At 70.8% G+C, this 18,981-nt stretch carries 15 protein-coding genes; 11 read left to right on the top strand and 4 right to left on the bottom strand.

The annotated features are described in order from the left end of the window. Positions 1 to 63: 63 nt before the first annotated feature. Positions 64 to 1,083: a LacI family DNA-binding transcriptional regulator gene (locus ACZ4UU_RS08555; RefSeq protein ID WP_468037707.1), complete on the bottom strand. Its 1,020-nt coding sequence runs from the start codon at positions 1,081 to 1,083 to the stop codon at positions 64 to 66. Between the two features lie 521 nt (positions 1,084 to 1,604). Here ACZ4UU_RS08555 and ACZ4UU_RS08560 point away from each other — a divergent pair. The 7 genes from ACZ4UU_RS08560 (at position 1,605) to ACZ4UU_RS08590 (ending at position 11,357) form a co-directional block, all read left to right on the top strand. Then, the gene (locus ACZ4UU_RS08560) at positions 1,605 to 3,539 is read left to right on the top strand and encodes an acyl-CoA dehydrogenase family protein (RefSeq protein WP_468037709.1); all 1,935 of its coding nucleotides are present in this window, start codon (positions 1,605 to 1,607) and stop codon (positions 3,537 to 3,539) included. Positions 3,540 to 3,678: 139 nt separating this feature from the next. Next, the gene (dxr, locus tag ACZ4UU_RS08565) at positions 3,679 to 4,935 is read left to right on the top strand and encodes a 1-deoxy-D-xylulose-5-phosphate reductoisomerase (RefSeq protein WP_468037711.1); all 1,257 of its coding nucleotides are present in this window, start codon (positions 3,679 to 3,681) and stop codon (positions 4,933 to 4,935) included. An 8-nt stretch (positions 4,936 to 4,943) separates the two neighbouring features. After that, complete coding sequence (locus ACZ4UU_RS08570; RefSeq protein ID WP_468037907.1) at positions 4,944 to 6,236, top strand: M50 family metallopeptidase; 1,293 nt, start codon at positions 4,944 to 4,946, stop codon at positions 6,234 to 6,236. Positions 6,237 to 6,405: 169 nt separating this feature from the next. Further along, positions 6,406 to 7,563 (top strand): flavodoxin-dependent (E)-4-hydroxy-3-methylbut-2-enyl-diphosphate synthase, encoded by a 1,158-nt coding sequence (ispG, locus tag ACZ4UU_RS08575; RefSeq protein ID WP_468037713.1) that lies wholly within the window; start codon positions 6,406 to 6,408, stop codon positions 7,561 to 7,563. Between the two features lie 467 nt (positions 7,564 to 8,030). Continuing rightward, positions 8,031 to 8,879, top strand: coding sequence for a GNAT family N-acetyltransferase (locus tag ACZ4UU_RS08580; protein WP_468037716.1), 849 nt, complete (start codon positions 8,031 to 8,033; stop codon positions 8,877 to 8,879). A 118-nt stretch (positions 8,880 to 8,997) separates the two neighbouring features. Beyond that, positions 8,998 to 9,582 carry a GNAT family N-acetyltransferase gene (locus ACZ4UU_RS08585; RefSeq protein WP_468037718.1) on the top strand — a complete coding sequence of 195 codons (585 nt, stop codon included), beginning with the start codon at positions 8,998 to 9,000 and terminating at the stop codon, positions 9,580 to 9,582. A gap of 71 nt (positions 9,583 to 9,653) precedes the next feature. Beyond that, complete coding sequence (locus ACZ4UU_RS08590) at positions 9,654 to 11,357, top strand: proline--tRNA ligase (RefSeq protein ID WP_468037720.1); 1,704 nt, start codon at positions 9,654 to 9,656, stop codon at positions 11,355 to 11,357. Between the two features lie 183 nt (positions 11,358 to 11,540). Here the strand turns inward: ACZ4UU_RS08590 and ACZ4UU_RS08595 are convergent, their stop codons facing one another. From ACZ4UU_RS08595 to ACZ4UU_RS08605, 3 genes are read right to left on the bottom strand one after another with little or no spacing between them, the layout of a single operon-like run. After that, positions 11,541 to 12,440, bottom strand: a complete 900-nt coding sequence (locus tag ACZ4UU_RS08595; RefSeq protein WP_468037723.1) for an aminoglycoside phosphotransferase family protein — start codon at positions 12,438 to 12,440, stop codon at positions 11,541 to 11,543. 43 nt (positions 12,441 to 12,483) lie between these two features. After that, the gene (locus tag ACZ4UU_RS08600; protein ID WP_468037725.1) at positions 12,484 to 12,960 is read right to left on the bottom strand and encodes a ferritin-like domain-containing protein; all 477 of its coding nucleotides are present in this window, start codon (positions 12,958 to 12,960) and stop codon (positions 12,484 to 12,486) included. Beyond that, positions 12,957 to 13,508 carry a hypothetical protein gene (locus ACZ4UU_RS08605; protein WP_468037727.1) on the bottom strand — a complete coding sequence of 184 codons (552 nt, stop codon included), beginning with the start codon at positions 13,506 to 13,508 and terminating at the stop codon, positions 12,957 to 12,959. The genes ACZ4UU_RS08600 and ACZ4UU_RS08605 overlap by 4 nt, the downstream gene beginning before the upstream one ends. A 210-nt stretch (positions 13,509 to 13,718) precedes the next feature. Between ACZ4UU_RS08605 and rimP the strand changes: the two genes are divergently transcribed. The 4 genes from rimP to infB all read left to right on the top strand — a co-directional run bounded on the left by rimP (position 13,719) and on the right by infB (position 18,888). Then, positions 13,719 to 14,234, top strand: coding sequence for a ribosome maturation factor RimP (gene rimP / locus ACZ4UU_RS08610; protein WP_468037729.1), 516 nt, complete (start codon positions 13,719 to 13,721; stop codon positions 14,232 to 14,234). A gap of 2 nt (positions 14,235 to 14,236) precedes the next feature. Beyond that, entirely contained in the window at positions 14,237 to 15,223 is a 987-nt protein-coding gene (gene nusA / locus ACZ4UU_RS08615; protein ID WP_030958814.1) for a transcription termination factor NusA, read from the top strand. Between the two features lie 102 nt (positions 15,224 to 15,325). After that, positions 15,326 to 15,622, top strand: a complete 297-nt coding sequence (locus tag ACZ4UU_RS08620) for a YlxR family protein (protein WP_079056305.1) — start codon at positions 15,326 to 15,328, stop codon at positions 15,620 to 15,622. 146 nt (positions 15,623 to 15,768) lie between these two features. Continuing rightward, a complete protein-coding gene (gene infB / locus ACZ4UU_RS08625) occupies positions 15,769 to 18,888 on the top strand; it encodes a translation initiation factor IF-2 (protein ID WP_468037732.1) in 3,120 nt (1,039 codons plus the stop codon). The last annotated feature ends 93 nt before the right edge of the window (positions 18,889 to 18,981 follow it).

The following is an 18,981-nucleotide window of genomic DNA, read 5'->3' on the forward strand; positions in this document are numbered from 1 at the left end:
GGGAGGGGCACGATGAGGCGGCAGTGAGTGCGGAGTGTCAGTGAGGGGGAGTGTGCGGGACGGTCAGTGGATGGTGGCGGACGGCGCCGGGCCCGTGCTGGCCCGGATCGTCAACTCGGGCGCGATCAGCACGACTTCGTCGCTTCCACGCCCGTCGAGCTTGGCGACCAGCTGCTCCACCGCATGCCGGCCCATCTCCTGCGCGGGAATGGAGACCGACGTCAGCCGCACCGAGGCCTGGACGGCGACCTGGTCGGGGCAGACGGCGACCACCGACACGTCCTCGGGCACGGCCCGGCCCTGCTGGCGCAGCAGGGCGAGCAGCGGCTCGACCGCCGACTCGTTCTGCACGACGAACCCGGTGGTGCCCGGGCGCTCGTCGAGGATCCGGGCGAGGGTGACGGCCATCGCGTCGTACCCGCCCTCGCACGGCCGGTGCAGCAGCCGCATCCCCAGCTCCTGGGAGCGCAGCCGCAGTCCGTCGAGCGTGCGCTCGGCGAAACCGGTGTGCCGCTCGTAGACGGCGGGCGCCTCGCCTATGACAGCGATGTCGCGGTGCCCCAGCATCGCCAGATGCTCCACGCACAGCGCGCCGGTCGCCTTGAAGTCGAGATCGACGCAGGTCAGCCCGGTGGTGTCGGCGGGCAGACCGATGAGCACGGACGGCTGGTCGGTGCCGCGCAGCAGCGGCAGCCGCTCGTCGTCCAGCTGGACGTCCATCAGGATCATCGCGTCGGCCAGTCCGCTGCCGGTGACGCGGCGTACGGCGTCGGGGCCCTCCTCGCCGGTCAGCAGCAGGACGTCGTAGCCGTGCGTCCGGGCCGTGGTGGCCACGGCTATGGCGATCTCCATCATCACCGGCACATACATGTCGGTGCGTAGCGGGATCATCAGCGCGATGATGTTCGACCTGCTGCTGGCCAGGGCGCGGGCGCCCGCGTTCGGGTGGTAGCCGAGCTCGCGGATGCTCTGCTCTACCCGCTGCCGGGTGGTCGCGGAGATGGACCGCTTGCCGCTGAGGACATAACTCACCGTGCTCGCCGAGACTCCGGCGTGCTGGGCGACCTCGGCGAGGGTGACCATCCAGCTCTCCAAGCTTTGTGAAGCGCTTCGACAGTGCGCTCTACGTACAGGGGTGGGTGTGAGGGTGGTTCGACAGTAGCTCCACCGGGAGTGGGTGTCCATAGGTTGTCGAAGCGCTTCGACTCCGATTTTCGAACCGGGCCGCGACTCGGGGGAGGACGCCGTCGATCGGCGCGCGGCGGCCCGGTGCGGGCTGCCCGGGGCGCGTGTCCCTGCCTACCACGACCGGACGTGGGGAGCCATGGAACGGGATGGGGGAGGGGCGCCGAACCTCGGCGACTTCATCCGGCACTCGTACGGAGCAACCTGCTCGGCAACGACAAGTACGTCGACGGCATCGAGTCCGTACCGCGGTCTTCAAGGGCACGAGGCCGGCCGGACACCGGGGCCTGTTCCACCGACATCGGCTGAACGGCTGCACGCAGGGTGGTGGGGTCGCCCGTAATCGGGTACATACGATCGGGTAGCACCCGTCGGTAACCAAACGGCCCAAGATCCCGATTCGCGGCGAGGTGAGCCTCATGTCCGCAGCACCCACGAAGCCCACTGTCACTGAGCGTGAGGCGCGCCAGGTGGCGGAGGCGGCCCGGCAGCAGGAATGGCGCAAGCCCAGCTTCGCCAAGGAACTGTTCCTCGGCCGCTTCCGCCTCGACCTCATCCACCCCCACCCGATGCCCACCGACGAGGCCGCCCAGCGCGGTGAGGAGTTCCTCGCCAAACTGCGTGACTTCGTCGAGACCAAGGTCGACGGCGCCCTCATCGAGCGCGAGGCGCGCATCCCCGACGACGTGATCGACGGGCTCAAGGAGCTCGGCGCCTTCGGCATGAAGATCGACACCAAGTACGGCGGCCTCGGCCTCACCCAGGTCTACTACAACAAGGCCCTCACCCTGGTCGGCTCGGCCTCGCCCGCGATCGGTGTGCTGCTCTCCGCCCATCAGTCGATCGGCGTACCGCAGCCGCTGAAGCTGTTCGGCACGCAGGAGCAGAAGGAGACCTTCCTGCCGCGCTGCGCCCGCACCGACATCAGCGCCTTCCTCCTCACCGAGCCGGACGTGGGCTCCGACCCGGCCCGCCTGGCCACCTCCGCCGTACCCGACGGCGACGACTACGTCCTCGACGGGGTCAAGCTGTGGACGACCAACGGAGTGGTCGCCGACCTCCTCGTGGTCATGGCCCGCGTACCGAAGTCCGAGGGCCACAAGGGCGGCATCACGGCTTTCGTCGTGGAGACCAACTCGCCCGGCATCACGGTCGAGAACCGCAACGCCTTCATGGGCCTGCGCGGCATCGAGAACGGCGTCACCCGCTTCCACCAGGTCCGCGTCCCGGCGGCGAACCGCATCGGCCCCGAGGGCGCCGGCCTGAAGATCGCGCTGACGACGTTGAACACCGGACGGCTCTCCCTCCCCGCGTCCTGCGTCGCGGCCGGCAAGTGGTGCCTGAAGATCGCCCGCGAGTGGTCGGCGGCCCGTGAGCAGTGGGGCAAGCCGCTCGCCCACCACGAGGCCGTCGGCCAGAAGATCTCCTTCATCGCCGCCACCACCTTCGCCCTGGAGGCCGTGACCGACCTGGCCTCGCAGATGGCCGACGAGGACCGCAACGACATCCGCATCGAAGGCGCCCTCGCCAAGCTCTACGCCTCCGAGATGGCCTGGACGATCGCCGACGAACTCGTCCAGATCCGCGGCGGCCGCGGCTTCGAGACCGCCGAGTCGCTGCGCGCCCGCGGCGAGCGTGCCGTCCCCGCCGAGCAGGTACTGCGCGACCTGCGCATCAACCGCATCTTCGAGGGCTCGACGGAGATCATGCACCTGCTGATCGCCCGCGAGGCCGTCGACGCCCACCTCTCGGTCGCCGGCGACCTCATCGACCCCGACAAGTCCCTCCAGGACAAGGCGAAGGCGGGCGCGGGCGCCGGTGTCTTCTACGCCAAGTGGTTGCCGAAGCTGGTCGCGGGCCAGGGGCAACTGCCCTACGCGTACGGCGAGTTCAAGCGGGGCGTCGACCTCTCGCCGCACCTGCGCTACGTCGAACGCACGTCCCGCAAACTCGCCCGCTCCACCTTCTACGCCATGTCCCGCTGGCAGGGCCGCATGGAGACCAAGCAGGGCTTCCTCGGCCGTGTCGTCGACATCGGCGCCGAGCTGTTCGCCATGAGCGCGGCCTGCGTCCGCGCCGAGCACCTGCGCACCCAGGGCGACCACGGCCGCGAGGCCTACCAGCTCGCCGACGCCTTCTGCCGCCAGTCCCGGCTGCGCGTCGAGGAACTCTTCGGCCGCCTGTGGACCAACACCGACGACCTCGACCGCAAGGTCGTCAAGGGCGTGATGTCGGGCACGTACGAGTGGCTGGAGCAGGGCATCGTCGACCCGTCGGACGACGGCTCCCCGTGGATCGCGGACGCGACACCGGGCCCGAGCCGGCGGGAGAACGTGCACCGTCCGATCAGGTGACCGAGAGATGACCGGGTGATCGAGAGCTGAGGGGTCACCGCCCGCCGGTCACGGCCTGCGGTGACCTCTCACCATCCTGTAACCCGCCCGATGGGGACGCCCTGTCCTCCCCGTCAGTCGTTCCGGACACAATGGGGGGATGAGCGACAGTCCAGCCCCACTCGCCGACCCCCACCTGGTCTACGACCCCGTAGCGGGCGACGGCCCCAAGGACGTGGTGATCCTCGGCTCCACCGGATCGATCGGCACCCAGGCCATCGACCTCGTGCTGCGCAACCCCGACCGGTTCCGGGTCACCGCGCTCTCCGCCAACGGCGGCCGGGTCGCCCTCCTCGCCGAGCAGGCGTACCGGCTGAAGGCACGGACCGTCGCGGTCGCCCGCGAGGACGTCGTACCGGCGTTGCGCGAGGCGCTCGCCGCGCAGTACGGCGCGGGGGAGCCGCTCCCGGAGATCCTCGCGGGCCCGGAGGCGGCCACCCAGGTCGCCGCCTCGGACTGCCACACCGTTCTGAACGGCATCACCGGCTCCATCGGACTCGCGCCCACCCTCGCCGCCCTGGAGGCCGGCCGGACCCTCGCGCTCGCCAACAAGGAGTCCCTGATCGTCGGCGGCCCGCTGGTCAAGGCCCTCGCCAAGCCCGGGCAGATCATCCCGGTCGACTCCGAGCACGCCGCCCTGTTCCAGGCGCTGGCGTCCGGCACACGCGCGGACGTACGCAAGCTCGTGGTGACCGCCTCCGGCGGGCCCTTCCGCGGCCGTACGAAGGCCGAGCTGGCGAACGTGACCGTGGAGGACGCCCTAGCGCACCCCACCTGGGCCATGGGCCCGGTCATCACGATCAACTCCGCGACCCTGGTCAACAAGGGCCTGGAGGTCATCGAGGCGCACCTGCTCTACGACATTTCCTTCGACCGCATTGAGGTGGTCGTGCATCCCCAGTCGTATGTTCACTCGATGGTTGAGTTCACGGACGGATCCACGATCGCCCAGGCGACGCCCCCCGACATGCGCGGGCCGATCGCCATCGGCCTCGGCTGGCCCGAACGCGTTCCCGACGCCGCGCCCACCTTCGACTGGAGCAAGGCGTCGACCTGGGAGTTCTTCCCCCTCGACAACGACGCGTTCCCGTCGGTCAACCTGGCGCGCCACGTGGGGCAGCTCGCGGGCACGGCCCCGGCGGTGTTCAATGCGGCCAACGAGGAGTGCGTGGAGGCCTTCCGGGCCGGCGCACTGCCGTTCAACGGGATCATGGAGACCGTCACCCGGGTGGTGGAGGAGCACGGCACGCCGGGCGCGGGAACTTCTCTGACCGTCGCGGACGTCCTCGAAGCGGAGACCTGGGCCCGCAGGCGGGCACAGGAACTGGCGGCACACACGGCGGAGGCCCGTGCATGACGACCCTGATGTTCATCCTCGGCATAGTGCTGTTCGCGGTGGGGCTGCTCGCCTCGATCGCATGGCACGAGCTGGGCCACCTGTCCACGGCCAAGCTGTTCGGCATCCGCGTGCCGCAGTACATGGTCGGCTTCGGCCCGACCATCTGGTCGCGGAAGAAGGGCGACACCGAGTACGGCATCAAGGCGATCCCGTTCGGCGGCTACATCCGCATGATCGGCATGTTCCCGCCGGGCCCCGACGGCCGACTCGAAGCCCGCTCGACCTCTCCCTGGCGCGGCATGATCGAGGACGCCCGCTCGGCCGCGTTCGAGGAGCTCAAGCCGGGTGACGAGACCCGCCTCTTCTACACGCGCAAGCCGTGGAAGCGGGTCATCGTGATGTTCGCGGGCCCCTTCATGAACCTCGTCCTCGCGGTGGGCCTGTTCCTCACCGTGCTGATGGGCTTCGGCATCCAGCAGCAGACCACCACCGTCAGCTCGGTCTCCCAGTGCGTCATCGACCAGAAGGAGAACCGCGACGACTGCAAGGCGTCCGACGCGAAGTCCCCGGCCGCGGCCGCGGGCATGAAGGCCGGCGACAAGATCGTCTCCTTCGGCGGGGTGCGTACCGACGACTGGAACACCCTCTCCGACCTCATCCGCGCGAGCGCCGGCAAGGACGTCCCGATCGTCGTCGACCGCAAGGGCGAGGAAGTGACCCTGCACGCGAAGATCGCCACCAACTGGGTCGTGAAGAAGGACGCCAGCGGGGCGTACGTCAAGGACGACTACGTCCAGGCCGGCTTCCTCGGCTTCAGCGCCGCCACCGGCGTCGTCAAACAGGACTTCGGCGACTCTGTGACCTGGATGACCGACCGGGTCGGCGAGGCCGTCGACTCCCTCGTGGCCCTGCCCTCCAAGATCCCCGCCCTGTGGGACGCGGCCTTCGGCGACGGCCCGCGCGAGCCGGACTCCCCGATGGGCATCGTCGGCGCGGCGAGAGTCAGCGGCGAGATCGCGACACTGGACATCCCTGCCTCCCAGCAGCTGGCGACGTTCGTCTTCCTCCTGGCCGGCTTCAACCTCTCCCTGTTCCTCTTCAACATGCTCCCGCTGCTGCCACTCGACGGCGGCCATATCGCGGGCGCGCTGTGGGAGTCGCTGCGCCGCAACACGGCGAAGGTGCTGCGCCGCCCGGATCCCGGTCCGTTCGACGTGGCGAAGCTGATGCCGGTGGCGTACGTGGTGGCCGGAATCTTCGTCTGCTTCACGCTTCTCGTACTGGTCGCGGACGTCGTTAACCCGGTCAGAATCTCCTAGTCATACGGCGTTCGAGGCGGCCCGGGATCGTATGTCCCGGGCCGTCTTCCATTGAGTGGGTTTACGGACCGTGATGTGCTGGGGCGAGCCCTGGTGCCGTAATCTCGAAGCCTGGAGCCCGCTGCTGACGGGACCGGACCTTGATCCACGACTTGGGGTTGCACAGCACATGACTGCGATTTCTCTCGGCATGCCGTCCGTTCCGACCAAGCTCGCCGAGCGGCGTGTGTCGCGGCAGATCCAGGTCGGGACCGTGGCGGTGGGCGGCGACGCCCCGGTGTCGGTCCAGTCCATGACGACCACCCGTACGTCCGACATCGGCGCGACTCTCCAGCAGATCGCCGAGCTCACCGCGTCCGGCTGCCAGATCGTGCGCGTGGCCTGCCCGACGCAGGACGACGCCGACGCCTTGTCGACGATCGCCCGCAAGTCGCAGATCCCGGTGATCGCGGACATCCACTTCCAGCCGAAGTACGTGTTCGCGGCGATCGAGGCGGGCTGCGCGGCGGTCCGTGTGAACCCCGGCAACATCAAGCAGTTCGACGACAAGGTCAAGGAGATCGCGCGGGCCGCCAAGGACCACGGCACCCCGATCCGCATCGGCGTGAACGCCGGCTCCCTGGACCGGCGCCTGCTCCAGAAGTACGGCAAGGCGACCCCGGAGGCTCTGGTCGAGTCGGCCCTGTGGGAGGCGTCGCTCTTCGAGGAGCACGACTTCCGGGACATCAAGATCTCGGTCAAGCACAACGACCCGGTGATCATGATCGAGGCGTACAAGCAGCTGGCCGCCCAGTGCGACTACCCGCTCCACCTCGGCGTGACCGAGGCGGGCCCGGCCTTCCAGGGCACGATCAAGTCGGCCGTCGCCTTCGGCGCCCTCCTCTCCCAGGGCATCGGCGACACCATCCGCGTCTCTCTGTCGGCGCCCCCGGCGGAGGAGGTCAAGGTCGGCATCCAGATCCTGGAGTCCCTGAACCTCAAGCAGCGCGGCCTGGAGATCGTCTCCTGCCCCTCCTGCGGCCGCGCCCAGGTCGACGTCTACAAGCTCGCCGAAGAGGTCACCGCCGGCCTCACCGGCATGGAGGTCCCCCTCCGCGTCGCCGTCATGGGCTGCGTCGTCAACGGCCCCGGCGAGGCCCGCGAGGCCGACCTCGGTGTCGCCTCCGGCAACGGCAAGGGCCAGATCTTCGTCAAGGGCGAGGTCATCAAGACCGTCCCCGAGTCCAAGATCGTCGAGACCCTCATCGAAGAGGCCATGAAGCTGGCCGAACAGATGGAGGCGGACGGCGTGGAGTCGGGCGAGCCGTCGGTGGCGGTGGCCGGCTGAGAGGGCTTCCTCGCCCCCGCCGCCCCTACCCGTCCCATCCTTCTGGGGCTCCGCCCCAGACCCCGCTCCTCGAACGCCGGAGGGGCTGGATGTACCGGCCCGGCGTTCGAGGAGCGAGGCCCTTACCGTCCCGAACCCCCACCCACCCGCAGGGGCCTACGGCGGGGCTGGATTTCCAGCCCGTCCGGCGTTTGAGGACGAGGGCCCTCCAGGCCCGAAAGCGGGGGTCGGGGCGCAGCCCCAGGGGCGCGGGGAACTGCGCGACCAGCCGCACACGACCCGCGCTCGCCAACTGTCCACGACCACCCGAGTTCGTGGGCGCCCGGCCCAGCGGCGGCAGCCCCCAGGGACGGTGCCGCGTCCCACCGTCGCCTCCTGGACGCAGGCCAATCTCCACAGGGCGGCGCGGCTCAGCTTCCGCAGGTACAGTGCGGGGACCAGCAGAACCCCAGCGTGAGGCCCCGTACGTGTTGACCCAGACCACCTCCCGGGTCCTCGAACCGAGCGACCTGGACGCCGCGCTCGCCGTCCTCGACAGCGAGCCGGTCGCGAACGCCTTCGTGACCTCCCGGGTCCAGATCGCCGGCCTCGACCCATGGCGCCTCGGCGGCGAGATGTGGGGCTGGTACGAGGGCGGCATGCTCACCTCCCTGTGCTACGCGGGCGCCAACCTCGTCCCGATCTGCGCGGGCCCCCGCGCCGTACGCGCCTTCGCCGACCGCGCCCGACGGGCCGGCCGCCGCTGCTCCTCCATCGTCGGCCCCGCCGAAGCCACCGCCCAGCTGTGGCGCCTGCTGGAACCCAACTGGGGCCCGGCCCGAGAGGTCCGCCCCCACCAGCCCCTCATGGTCACCGACCACATGCCGGCCGACATCACCCCGGATCCGTACGTCCGCCGAATCCGCAAGGACGAGATGGAGACGATCATGCCGGCGTGCGTGGCGATGTTCACCGAGGAGGTCGGCGTATCGCCGCTCGCGGGGGACGGCGGCCTGCTCTACCAGGCCCGTGTCGCCGAACTCGTCGGCTCCGGCCGCTCCTTCGCCCGCCTCGACCAGGACGGCAAGGTCGTCTTCAAGGCGGAGATCGGCGCCGCGACGGACAGGGCCTGCCAGATCCAGGGGGTGTGGGTGGCTCCCGAGTACCGCGGCCAGGGCCTCGCGGCCCCCGGAATGGCGGCCGTACTGCGCTACGCCCTGGCGGACGTCGCCCCGGTGGTGAGCCTGTACGTGAACGACTTCAACACGGCGGCGAGGCGGACGTATACGAGGGTGGGCTTCCAAGAAGTCGGCGCCTTCATGAGCGTTCTGTTCTGAGGACGTTTCCTTCTGGAGGGACAGCGGGTCAACGCCCTCAGGGCGCGGGGAACTGCGCGCGCGACCACAGATGAGCCGCACCCGGAACTCAGCACGAACCCCCCTGTAGGCTCCCCACATGCGCCTTCCCGGTCACGCACACCGCCGCCAACCCGACGACATCGTGATCGGCCCCCTGAACCTCGCGGCCCGAGTCGACGAGGCCCTCGCAGTCCAGGCCGTCGCATTCGGCCTCGGCCCCGACGAGGTGGCGGTCCGGCGCCAGATCGTCCTGCGCCACCTGACCTACCCGGGAGCAAGAGCCCTCGGCGCCACCAGCGCGGAGCGTCTCGTCGGATTCGTCTACGGCATGCCCAACGACCGCACCCACTGGTGGTCCACCGTCGTGGAGCCGTACCTGCGGGCCCAGGGCTACGACGACTGGCTCGACGACTCCTTCGTCATCACGGAACTCCACGTCCTCCCGCGGTACCAGAACCGCGGAGTGGGCCGCTCCCTCATCACCACGATCACGGACGGCGCCGCCGAACCCCGCTCGATCCTCTCAGCGATCGACATCGAGAGCCCCGCCCGCGGCCTGTACCGCTCCCTCGGCTACCAGGACCTCGCCCGCCAGGTCCTGTTCCCCAGCGCCCCCAAGCCGTACGCCGTGATGGGCGCCCCCCTCCCGCTCCGCCGCCGACAGGGGCAAGGCCACCGCTAACCGATTTCCACCGCCCCGTACCCCCCGGCTAACCTCCTGCCATAACCCAAACCAGCAGGAGTACGAGAACCATGGCGAACGCACCGGTCCAGCGCATGTCCCAGTTGATGGCGAAGACGCTGCGCGACGACCCGGCGGACGCCGAGGTCCTCAGCCACAAGCTGCTCGTCCGCGCCGGCTACGTCCGCCGCACGGCGGCCGGCATCTGGTCGTGGCTGCCCCTCGGCAAGCGGGTCCTCGCCAACGTCGAGCGCATCGTCCGCGAGGAGATGGACGCGATCGGCGCCCAGGAGGTGCTGCTCCCCGCGCTGCTGCCGCGTGAGCCGTACGACGCGACGGGCCGCTGGGACGAGTACGGCCAGGAGCTGTTCCGGCTCAAGGACCGCAAGGGCGGCGACTACCTGCTCGGCCCGACCCACGAGGAGATCTTCACCCTGTTGGTGAAGGACCAGGCGTCCTCCTACAAGGACCTGCCGGTCATCCTCTACCAGATCCAGCACAAGTACCGTGACGAGGCCCGCCCCCGGGCCGGCATCCTCCGCGGCCGCGAGTTCCTGATGAAGGACTCCTACTCCTTCGACACCGAGGACGAGGGCCTCGCGAAGTCCTACGCCCTGCACCGCGAGGCGTACCAGAAGATCTTCGCGCGCCTCGGCCTCGACTACCGCATCTGCGCCGCGACCGCCGGCGCGATGGGCGGCTCCAAGTCGGAGGAGTTCCTCGCCCCGGCCGGCGCCGGCGAGGACACCTTCGCGGACTGCCCGAACTGCGACTTCGCGGCCAACACCGAGGCGATCTCGTACGAGCTGAAGCCGGTGGACGCGGCCGGCGTGCCCGCCGCCGAGGACATCCCGACCCCGGACACCCCGACCATCGAGACCCTCGCCGCCTCCCTCGGCGTCCAGGCCTCCGCCACCCTGAAGAACCTCCTCGTGAAGGTCGACGGCGAGATCGTCGCCGTCGGCGTCCCGGGCGACCGCGAGGTCGACATGGACAAGGTCGAGGCACACTTCGCGCCGGCCGTCGTCGAGATGGTCACCGAGGCGGACTTCGCGGGCCGCCCCGACCTCGTCCGCGGCTATGTCGGACCGCAGGGTCTGGGCGAGAAGGTCAAGTACATCGCCGACCCGCGCGTGGCCCCCGGCACCTCCTGGATCACCGGTGCCAACAAGGAGGGCATGCACGCCAAGCACGTCGTCGCGGGCCGTGACTTCGAGGTCGGCGAGTACGTCGACGTCGTGGTCGTCCAGGAGGGCGACCCCTGCCCGAAGTGCGGCACCGGCCTCAAGCTCGACCGTGCCATCGAGATCGGCCACATCTTCCAGTTGGGCCGCAAGTACGCCGACGCCCTCAAGCTCGACGTCCTCGGCCAGAACGGCAAGCCGGTCCGCGTCACCATGGGCTCCTACGGCGTCGGCGTCTCCCGGGCCGTCGCGGCCCTCGCCGAGCAGACCGCCGACGACAAGGGCCTGTGCTGGCCCGCCGAGGTCGCCCCGGCCGACGTCCACGTGGTCGCCGCCGGCAAGGCCCTCCAGACCGAACTCGCCCTCGACGTCTCCGAGAAGCTGTCGGCGGCCGGCCTGCGCGTCCTGTGCGACGACCGGGCGGGCGTCTCGCCGGGCGTGAAGTTCACGGACTCGGAGCTGATCGGCGTACCCCAGATCCTGGTGGCCGGCCGCCGCGCAGCCGAGGGCGTCGTCGAGCTCAAGGACCGCAGGACCGGTGAGCGCGAGGAACTGACGGTGGACGAGGCGATCGCCCGCCTGACGGCGTAAGGAGGCGGACCCGCCGGGCAGCACCAGCCTGCCCGGCGGCGAGCCTTCATTCCGACGCATGTGAAGCGCCCCCTCAGGGGCGCGGGGCTGAAGTCGATTTGCGGCTACCGCCGCGTGGGCGTGACCAGCCCCCACCGACCCGCAGCCGCCCGACAGCCCCAGGCACCCCACCGACCAGGCGCCCTAAAGCCACCCGGCAAATTCCAACAACAGCTCCGCATCCTTCGGCCGCCCCACGCGAAGCGCCCGCACACCCGACTCGACGGCCCGGAACAACGTCCACCCCCGCAACCGCTCCTGATCCACGTCCAACGACTCCGCCAGCCGCTTCACCCGCCGCCGAGTCGTCGCCGCCCCCGAAGGCGACGCGATCAGATCCTCCACCCGATCCCGTACCAACCGCGCCAGATCGAACGCGCACTCACCCACGACGGGATCCGGCCCCACCGCAAGCCACGGCATCCGCTCACCCGCCAGCACCTTGCTCTGCCGGAACGTCCCATGCAGCAACCGCCGCTCAGACGGCGCAGCCAACAGCTCCTCCCGGGCGGCCAGCGCGGCTTCGACCAGTGCGGCCACCTCGCCGAAGCCGGACGCGGTCACCCGCATCGCCTCGGCCTGCCGCCCCGTCCGCCGGGCGACGGTCTCGAAGGAATGGTCACCAGGCGGCTCCACCCACAGCCGCCGCAACGTCCCCGCCGCCTCCAGCAACGCCTTCGCCTCCGGCAACGACCGTACCGACACATCCGGATGCAGCCGCTCCAGCAACAGCACACCCTCGACCGGAGGCTCGTCGAGCAGTTGCACGGCGCCCACCCCACCCCAGTGCGCCAGCGCCGCCCGCTCGCTCTCCGGACGCGCCCGGGGCGGAGCCAGCTTCAGCACGGCAGGGGTGCCGTCCGCCCGCCGCACCAGTACGACCAGGCTGCTGCGCCCGCCGGGCACCTGCACCCGCTCAACGGTCAACTCGCGTAGCGTGACGGCCTGGTGGGCCGCCTCCGGCAGCTTCTCCAACCAGTCGTCACCGTCCGGCGCCGTTTCACCGAGCGCCCTGACCAGACGCTGCGGCGGTTCGAAAGCCATGCGCGAGTCGTCCCTTCCCGTACGTGTTCGCCGGCCGTCGGCGTCAGGCGGTGGGCGCCGGTGACGCCGACGCAGTGCCCGCCCGCTCGGCGAGCCCAGGGAAGGCTACGCTCTCGCCCCGCCAGCGCACCGCCCGCACCGCCGCCTCCCGCAGCGCCTCGGCGGCCGTGCCCCGAAGCTGACCCTCGGCTGCCCGAACCAGGTCGGAGTACACCCCGGCCACCCGGTCCTCCAGGCCGGCGGCCAACCGGACGGCCGCCGCCGAGTCCGGCACCGGGAACGGCAGCGCGTACGCGGCGTTCGCGACGACCGGCTCGCCGCCCAGGTCGCGCACCTCGCGCGCCAGCGCGTCCCGCCGCGCCCGGTGGGCGTCGTACGCCGTACGTGCTTCCGAGCGCTGCTCCTCACGGATCCGGCCGCCGACGACGCCGTACCCGTACACCGCCGCGTGCTCGGCCGCGAGCGCCGCCTGAAGGGCCTTCAGCTGCTCCTTCTCGCTGTCCTTGTCCGCCTGGCTCACTTGGCCCCCTCCGTCAGCAGATACGCATGCGCCGCTCCGGCCGCCGCCACGGAGGCCAGCAGCCGCGCCAGTTCGCCCGGCAGGTCGAGCAGCGCCTTCGCCCGGCGGTCCGCGAGCTCCCGTTCGGCGGCGGCCAGCTCGGCCAGCGCGCCGCGCTCGTCCACGGGCACGGCGGCCGAAGCAGAGGCCGACGGCGACGCCTTCCCGGGGGCAGCGGAGGCCGAGGGTTCGGAGGACGCCGAAGACCCCGACGCACCCCCGCCGAACGCCTCCACATGCCGTACTGCCTCCGCCCGCAACGGCGCCACCAGCGCCGCCAGCCCCGGATGGACGCCGAGCACCGCGTCGTACCGCTCGACCAGACCCTCGCTGTCCCGCGCCGCACGCGCGCGTGCCCGCTCGGCGAGTGACGGACTGCCGCTGGTTCCGCCGTCCGAGTCCTTGGACCCGGAGGAGCAGCCCACCAGCAGCGCGGCGCCCGCGGCCGAGGCGAGCAGGGTTCTTCTGCGCGGCCCCGAGGGGGAGCGCGGCGGCGAGGGGTACGGCACGGCAGACGTCCTCGGGGAACTCGTACGAAAGCGGTTACGGGAACAGGGGGTCGAACAGGCCCGTGATCACCGTACCCGCGCGAGCCGACGGCACCACTCATCGGCACCGTCCGTGCGCAGGTGGACGGCAACAGTCCTTGCGACCGGATACCCTTTCACCAGACACGCGACCCATCCCACAACAGCACACGCGGCCGAGGAGTCACCCGGATGAGCACCACCCAGAGCGAGAGGCTGCGAGAACTACTGGAGCCGCTCGTCAGCTCCCAGGGCCTGGATCTCGAAGAGATCGCAGTGGACTCCGTCGGACGCAAGCGTGTGCTCCGCGTTGTCGTCGACTCCGACACCGGTGCCGATCTGGACCGGATCGCCGATGTGAGCCGCGCGCTCTCGGCGAAGCTCGACGAGAGCGACGCGATGGGCGAGGGCGAGTACACCCTCGAAGTGGGTACCCCGGGCGCGGAGCGCGCCCTCACCGAGCACCGCCACTACGTGCGTGCCGTCGACCGGCTGGTGAAGTTCCAACTCGCCGAGGGCGGCGAGCTGGTGGCCCGGATCCTGAAGGTCGACGACGACGGACTCGACCTCGAAGTGCCCGGAGTGAAGGGCCGCAAGGCCACCACCCGCAGACTCGGCTTCCCGGACATCGACAAGGCGCGCGTGCAGGTCGAGTTCAGCCGCAAGGACAGCAAAGACAGCAAGGACGAGAAGGAAGAGGAGGCGTAGCCGTGGACATCGACATGAGTGCCCTGCGGGGCTTGGTTCGGGAGAAGGAGATCTCCTTCGACCTGCTGGTCGAGGCGATCGAGTCGGCCCTCCTCATCGCCTACCACCGCACCGAGGGAAGCCGCCGCCACGCGCGCGTGGAGCTGAACCGGGAGACCGGCCATGTGACCGTGTGGGCGAAGGAGGATCCCGAGGATCTGGAGGAGGGCCAGGAGGCCCGCGAGTTCGACGACACCCCGTCCGGCTTCGGCCGTATCGCCGCCACCACGGCCAAGCAGGTCATCCTGCAGCGGCTGCGCGACGCCGAGGACGACGCGACGCTCGGCGAGTACGCCGGGCGCGAGGGCGACATCGTCACCGGAGTGGTCCAGCAGGGCCGCGACCCGAAGAACGTGCTCGTCGACATCGGCAAGCTGGAGGCCATCCTGCCGGTGCAGGAGCAGGTGCCCGGCGAGACGTATCCGCACGGGATGCGGCTGCGGTCGTACGTCGTACGGGTGGCGAAGGGCGTCCGCGGCCCGTCCGTGACCCTCTCGCGCACGCACCCCAACCTGGTGAAGAAGCTCTTCGCGCTGGAGGTGCCGGAGATCGCCGACGGGTCCGTCGAGATCGCCGCCATCGCCCGCGAGGCCGGCCACCGCACGAAGATCGCCGTACGGTCCACCCGCAGCGGCCTGAACGCCAAGGGTGCCTGCATCGGCCCCATGGGCGGCCGGGTGCGCAATGTCATGGGCGAGCTGAACGGCGAGAAGATCGACATCGTCGACTGGTCGGACGACCCGGCCGAGATGGTGGCGAACGCGCTGTCGCCGGCCCGGGTCTCCAAGGTGGAGGTCGTGGACATGGCTGCCCGGTCCGCCCGGGTGACCGTGCCCGACTACCAGCTGTCGCTGGCGATCGGCAAGGAAGGGCAGAACGCCCGGCTCGCCGCCCGGCTCACCGGCTGGCGGATCGACATCCGCCCGGACACCGAGCAGGCCGGGGAATAGATCCAGGCCGCAGGTCGCTCAGATCACGTCAGGTTATCGCCCGGCAACTGTTCGAAGCCTGCCCCAAAGGGGTGAGGTCGGTACGGGGAGGTAGACTTAGGAGTGTCTGGCCGGACACGCGTCCGCGCATGCCCTGAACGCACCTGTGTGGGGTGCCGGGAGCGAGCGGCCAAGGCTGATCTGCTGCGGATCGTGGCGATCAAGGACGAGTGCGTCCCTGATCCTCGCGGTACGCTGCCCGGCCGGGGTGCGTATGTACACCCCGCACTGGTCTGTCTCGACCAGGCGGTGCGCCGCCGGGCGTTCACGCGGGCGTTGCGCGCCCCGGGAGCGCTCGACACAAAGGCGTTGCGCCAGTACGTCGAGCAGACAACAGTTGCTGAGCAGGCAACACCGTAAGACGCGTCGCGCGGAACCCCCGTGCGGCCCTGGTACCCCGCGAGTTGGAAGTAGGTCGAGATTGCGATGAGCACTCGATGAGCACGCGATGAGTACGCCCATGAAGTAGCGACGGTCCGGACACACCCGGACCTAAAAGGAGCGAAGTGGCTAAGGTCCGGGTATACGAACTCGCCAAGGAGTTCGGGGTTGAGAGCAAGGTCGTCATGGCCAAGCTCCAGGAACTCGGTGAATTCGTCCGTTCGGCGTCTTCGACCATCGAAGCGCCCGTCGTCCGTAAGTTGACGGACGCCCTCCAGCAGGGCAACGGAGGCGGCAAGTCCGCCCCCGCCCGCAAGGCTGCCCCGGCGAAGCCGGCGGCCCCCTCTCCGGCGCAGGCTGCCCGTCCGGCCGCCCCGCGCCCGCCGGCCCCCAAGCCGGCCGCTGCCGAGAAGCCCGCGGCTCCCGCCGCGCCGGCCACTCCCGGCCCCCGTCCGACCCCGGGCCCGAAGCCCGCGCCGCGGCCCGCCCCGGCGTCCCCGGCTCCGACCACGCCCGAGTTCACGGCGCCTCCGGCGGCTCCCGCCGCTCCGGCCGCCTCTCAGGGCCAGGGCTCCGGCCCGCGTCCGGGTGCTCCGCGTCCGGGCGGCCAGGCGCCGCGTCCCGGTGCCCCCCGTCCGGGTGGTCCCGGCCAGGGCGGCCAGGGTCGTGGTGACCGCGGCGACCGTCCCGGCGCTCCGCGTCCGGGTGGCGGCGGCGCGCGTCCCGGTGCCCGTCCGGCCGGTCCCCGTCCGGGCAACAACCCGTTCACCTCTGGTGGCTCCACCGGCATGGCGCGCCCGCAGGCGCCCCGTCCGGGCGGCGCCCCGCGCCCCGGCGGCCAGGGCGGCCCCGGTGGCCCCGGCGGCGCTCCGCGTCCGCAGGGCCAGGGCGGTCCCCGTCCCCAGGGCGCCGGCGGCGGTCCCCGTCCGCAGGCTCCGGGCGGCGCTCGTCCCACCCCGGGCGGCATGCCCCGTCCGCAGGGCGGCGGCCCGCGTCCCGGCGGCGGCCCCGGCGGTCCGCGTCCGAACCCCGGCATGATGCCGCAGCGTCCTGCTGCCGGCCCGCGTCCCGGCGGCGGTGGCCCCGGTGGCCGTGGTCCCGGTGGCGGCGGTCGCCCCGGTGGCGGCGGCGGTCGTCCGGGCGGCGGCGGTTTCGCCGGTCGTCCCGGTGGCGGCGGCGGTGGCGGTTTCGCCGGTCGTCCCGGTGGTCCCGGTGGCGGTGGCGGCGGTTTCGCCGGCCGTCCGGGTGGTCCCGGCGGTGGCGGCGGTGGCCGTCCCGGCTTCGGCGGCCGTCCCGGTGGTCCGGGCGGTCGTGGTGGCACGCAGGGCGCCTTCGGTCGTCCCGGTGGTCCCGCGCGTCGTGGCCGCAAGTCGAAGCGGCAGAGGCGCCAGGAGTACGAGGCCATGCAGGCCCCGTCGGTCGGCGGCGTGATGCTGCCTCGCGGCAACGGCGAGTCCATTCGCCTGTCGCGCGGTGCTTCGCTCACCGACTTCGCGGAGAAGATCAACGCCAACCCGGCGTCGCTCGTCGCGGTCATGATGAACCTCGGCGAGATGGTCACGGCCACGCAGTCCGTCTCCGACGAGACGCTCCAGCTCCTCGCCGACGAGATGAACTACACGGTTCAGATCGTCAGCCCGGAGGAGGAGGACCGCGAGCTGCTCGAGTCCTTCGACATCGAGTTCGGCGAGGACGAGGGCGACGAGGAGGACCTGGTGGTCCGCCCGCCGGTCGTCACCGTCATGGGTCACGTCGACCACGGTAAGACCCGACTCCTCGACGCCATCCGCAAGACGAACGTCATCGCGGGCGAGGCCGGCGGCATCACCCAGCACATCGGTGCCTACCAGGTCTCGACCCAGGTCAACGACGAGGACCGCGCGATCACCTTCATCGACACCCCGGGTCACGAGGCGTTCACCGCCATGCGTGCCCGTGGTGCCCGGTCGACGGACATCGCGATCCTGGTCGTCGCGGCCAACGACGGCGTCATGCCGCAGACGGTCGAGGCGCTCAACCACGCCAAGGCGGCCGAGGTCCCGATCGTCGTCGCGGTCAACAAGATCGACGTCGAGGGCGCCGACCCGACCAAGGTGCGCGGTCAGCTCACCGAGTACGGGCTGGTGGCCGAGGAGTACGGCGGCGACACGATGTTCGTCGACATCTCCGCCAAGCAGGGTCTGCACATCGACTCCCTGCTGGAGGCCGTGATCCTCACCGCCGACGCCTCGCTCGACCTGCGGGCCAACCCGAACCAGGACGCGCAGGGCATCTCGATCGAGTCCCGCCTCGACCGCGGCCGCGGTGCCGTGGCGACGGTCCTCGTCCAGCGAGGCACGCTGCGGGTCGGCGACACGATGGTCGTGGGCGACGCCTACGGTCGTGTGCGCGCCATGCTCGACGACAACGGCAACAACGTCGCCGAGGCCGGTCCGTCGACCCCGGTCCAGGTGTTGGGTCTCACCAACGTCCCGGGCGCGGGCGACAACTTCCTCGTCGTCGAGGAGGACCGTACGGCCCGCCAGATCGCGGAGAAGCGTGCCGCTCGCGAGCGCAACGCCGCCTTCGCCAAGCGCACGCGCCGTGTGTCGCTGGAGGACCTGGACAAGGTGCTGAAGGCCGGCGAGGTCCAGCAGCTCAACCTGATCATCAAGGGCGACGCGTCCGGATCGGTCGAGGCTCTGGAGTCCTCCCTGCTTCAGCTGGACGTCGGCGAAGAGGTCGACATCCGCGTCCTGCACCGCGGTGTCGGTGCGGTCACGGAGTCCGACATCGACCTGGCCATGGGCTCCGACGCCATCGTCATCGGCTTCAACGTGCGCGCCGCCGGGCGTGCGCAGCAGATGGCCGAGCGCGAGGGCGTGGACGTCCGGTACTACTCGGTCATCTACCAGGCGATCGAGGAGATCGAGGCGGCCCTCAAGGGCATGCTCAAGCCGGAGTACGAAGAGGTCGAGCTCGGTACGGCGGAGATCCGCGAGGTCTTCAAGTCGTCCAAGCTGGGCAACATCGCGGGTGTTCTCATCCGCTCCGGCGAGGTCAAGCGCAACACCAAGGCGCGCCTCGTCCGCGACGGCAAGGTCATCGCGGAGAACCTCAACATCGAGGGTCTGCGTCGCTTCAAGGACGACGTCACCGAGATCCGCGAAGGGTTCGAGGGCGGTATCAACCTCGGCAACTTCAACGACATCAAGGTCGACGACGTCATCGCGACGTACGAGATGCGCGAGAAGCCGCGGGCGTAACAGCCACGGTTGGTGCCGGCCGGCGGGACTTCGGTTCCGTCGGCCGGCGCGCCGTTTGGCCCCGGTCAGCGGTGCGTAATATCCGTCGATCGG

Source organism: Streptomyces sp. NPDC028907, from assembly GCF_055564995.1.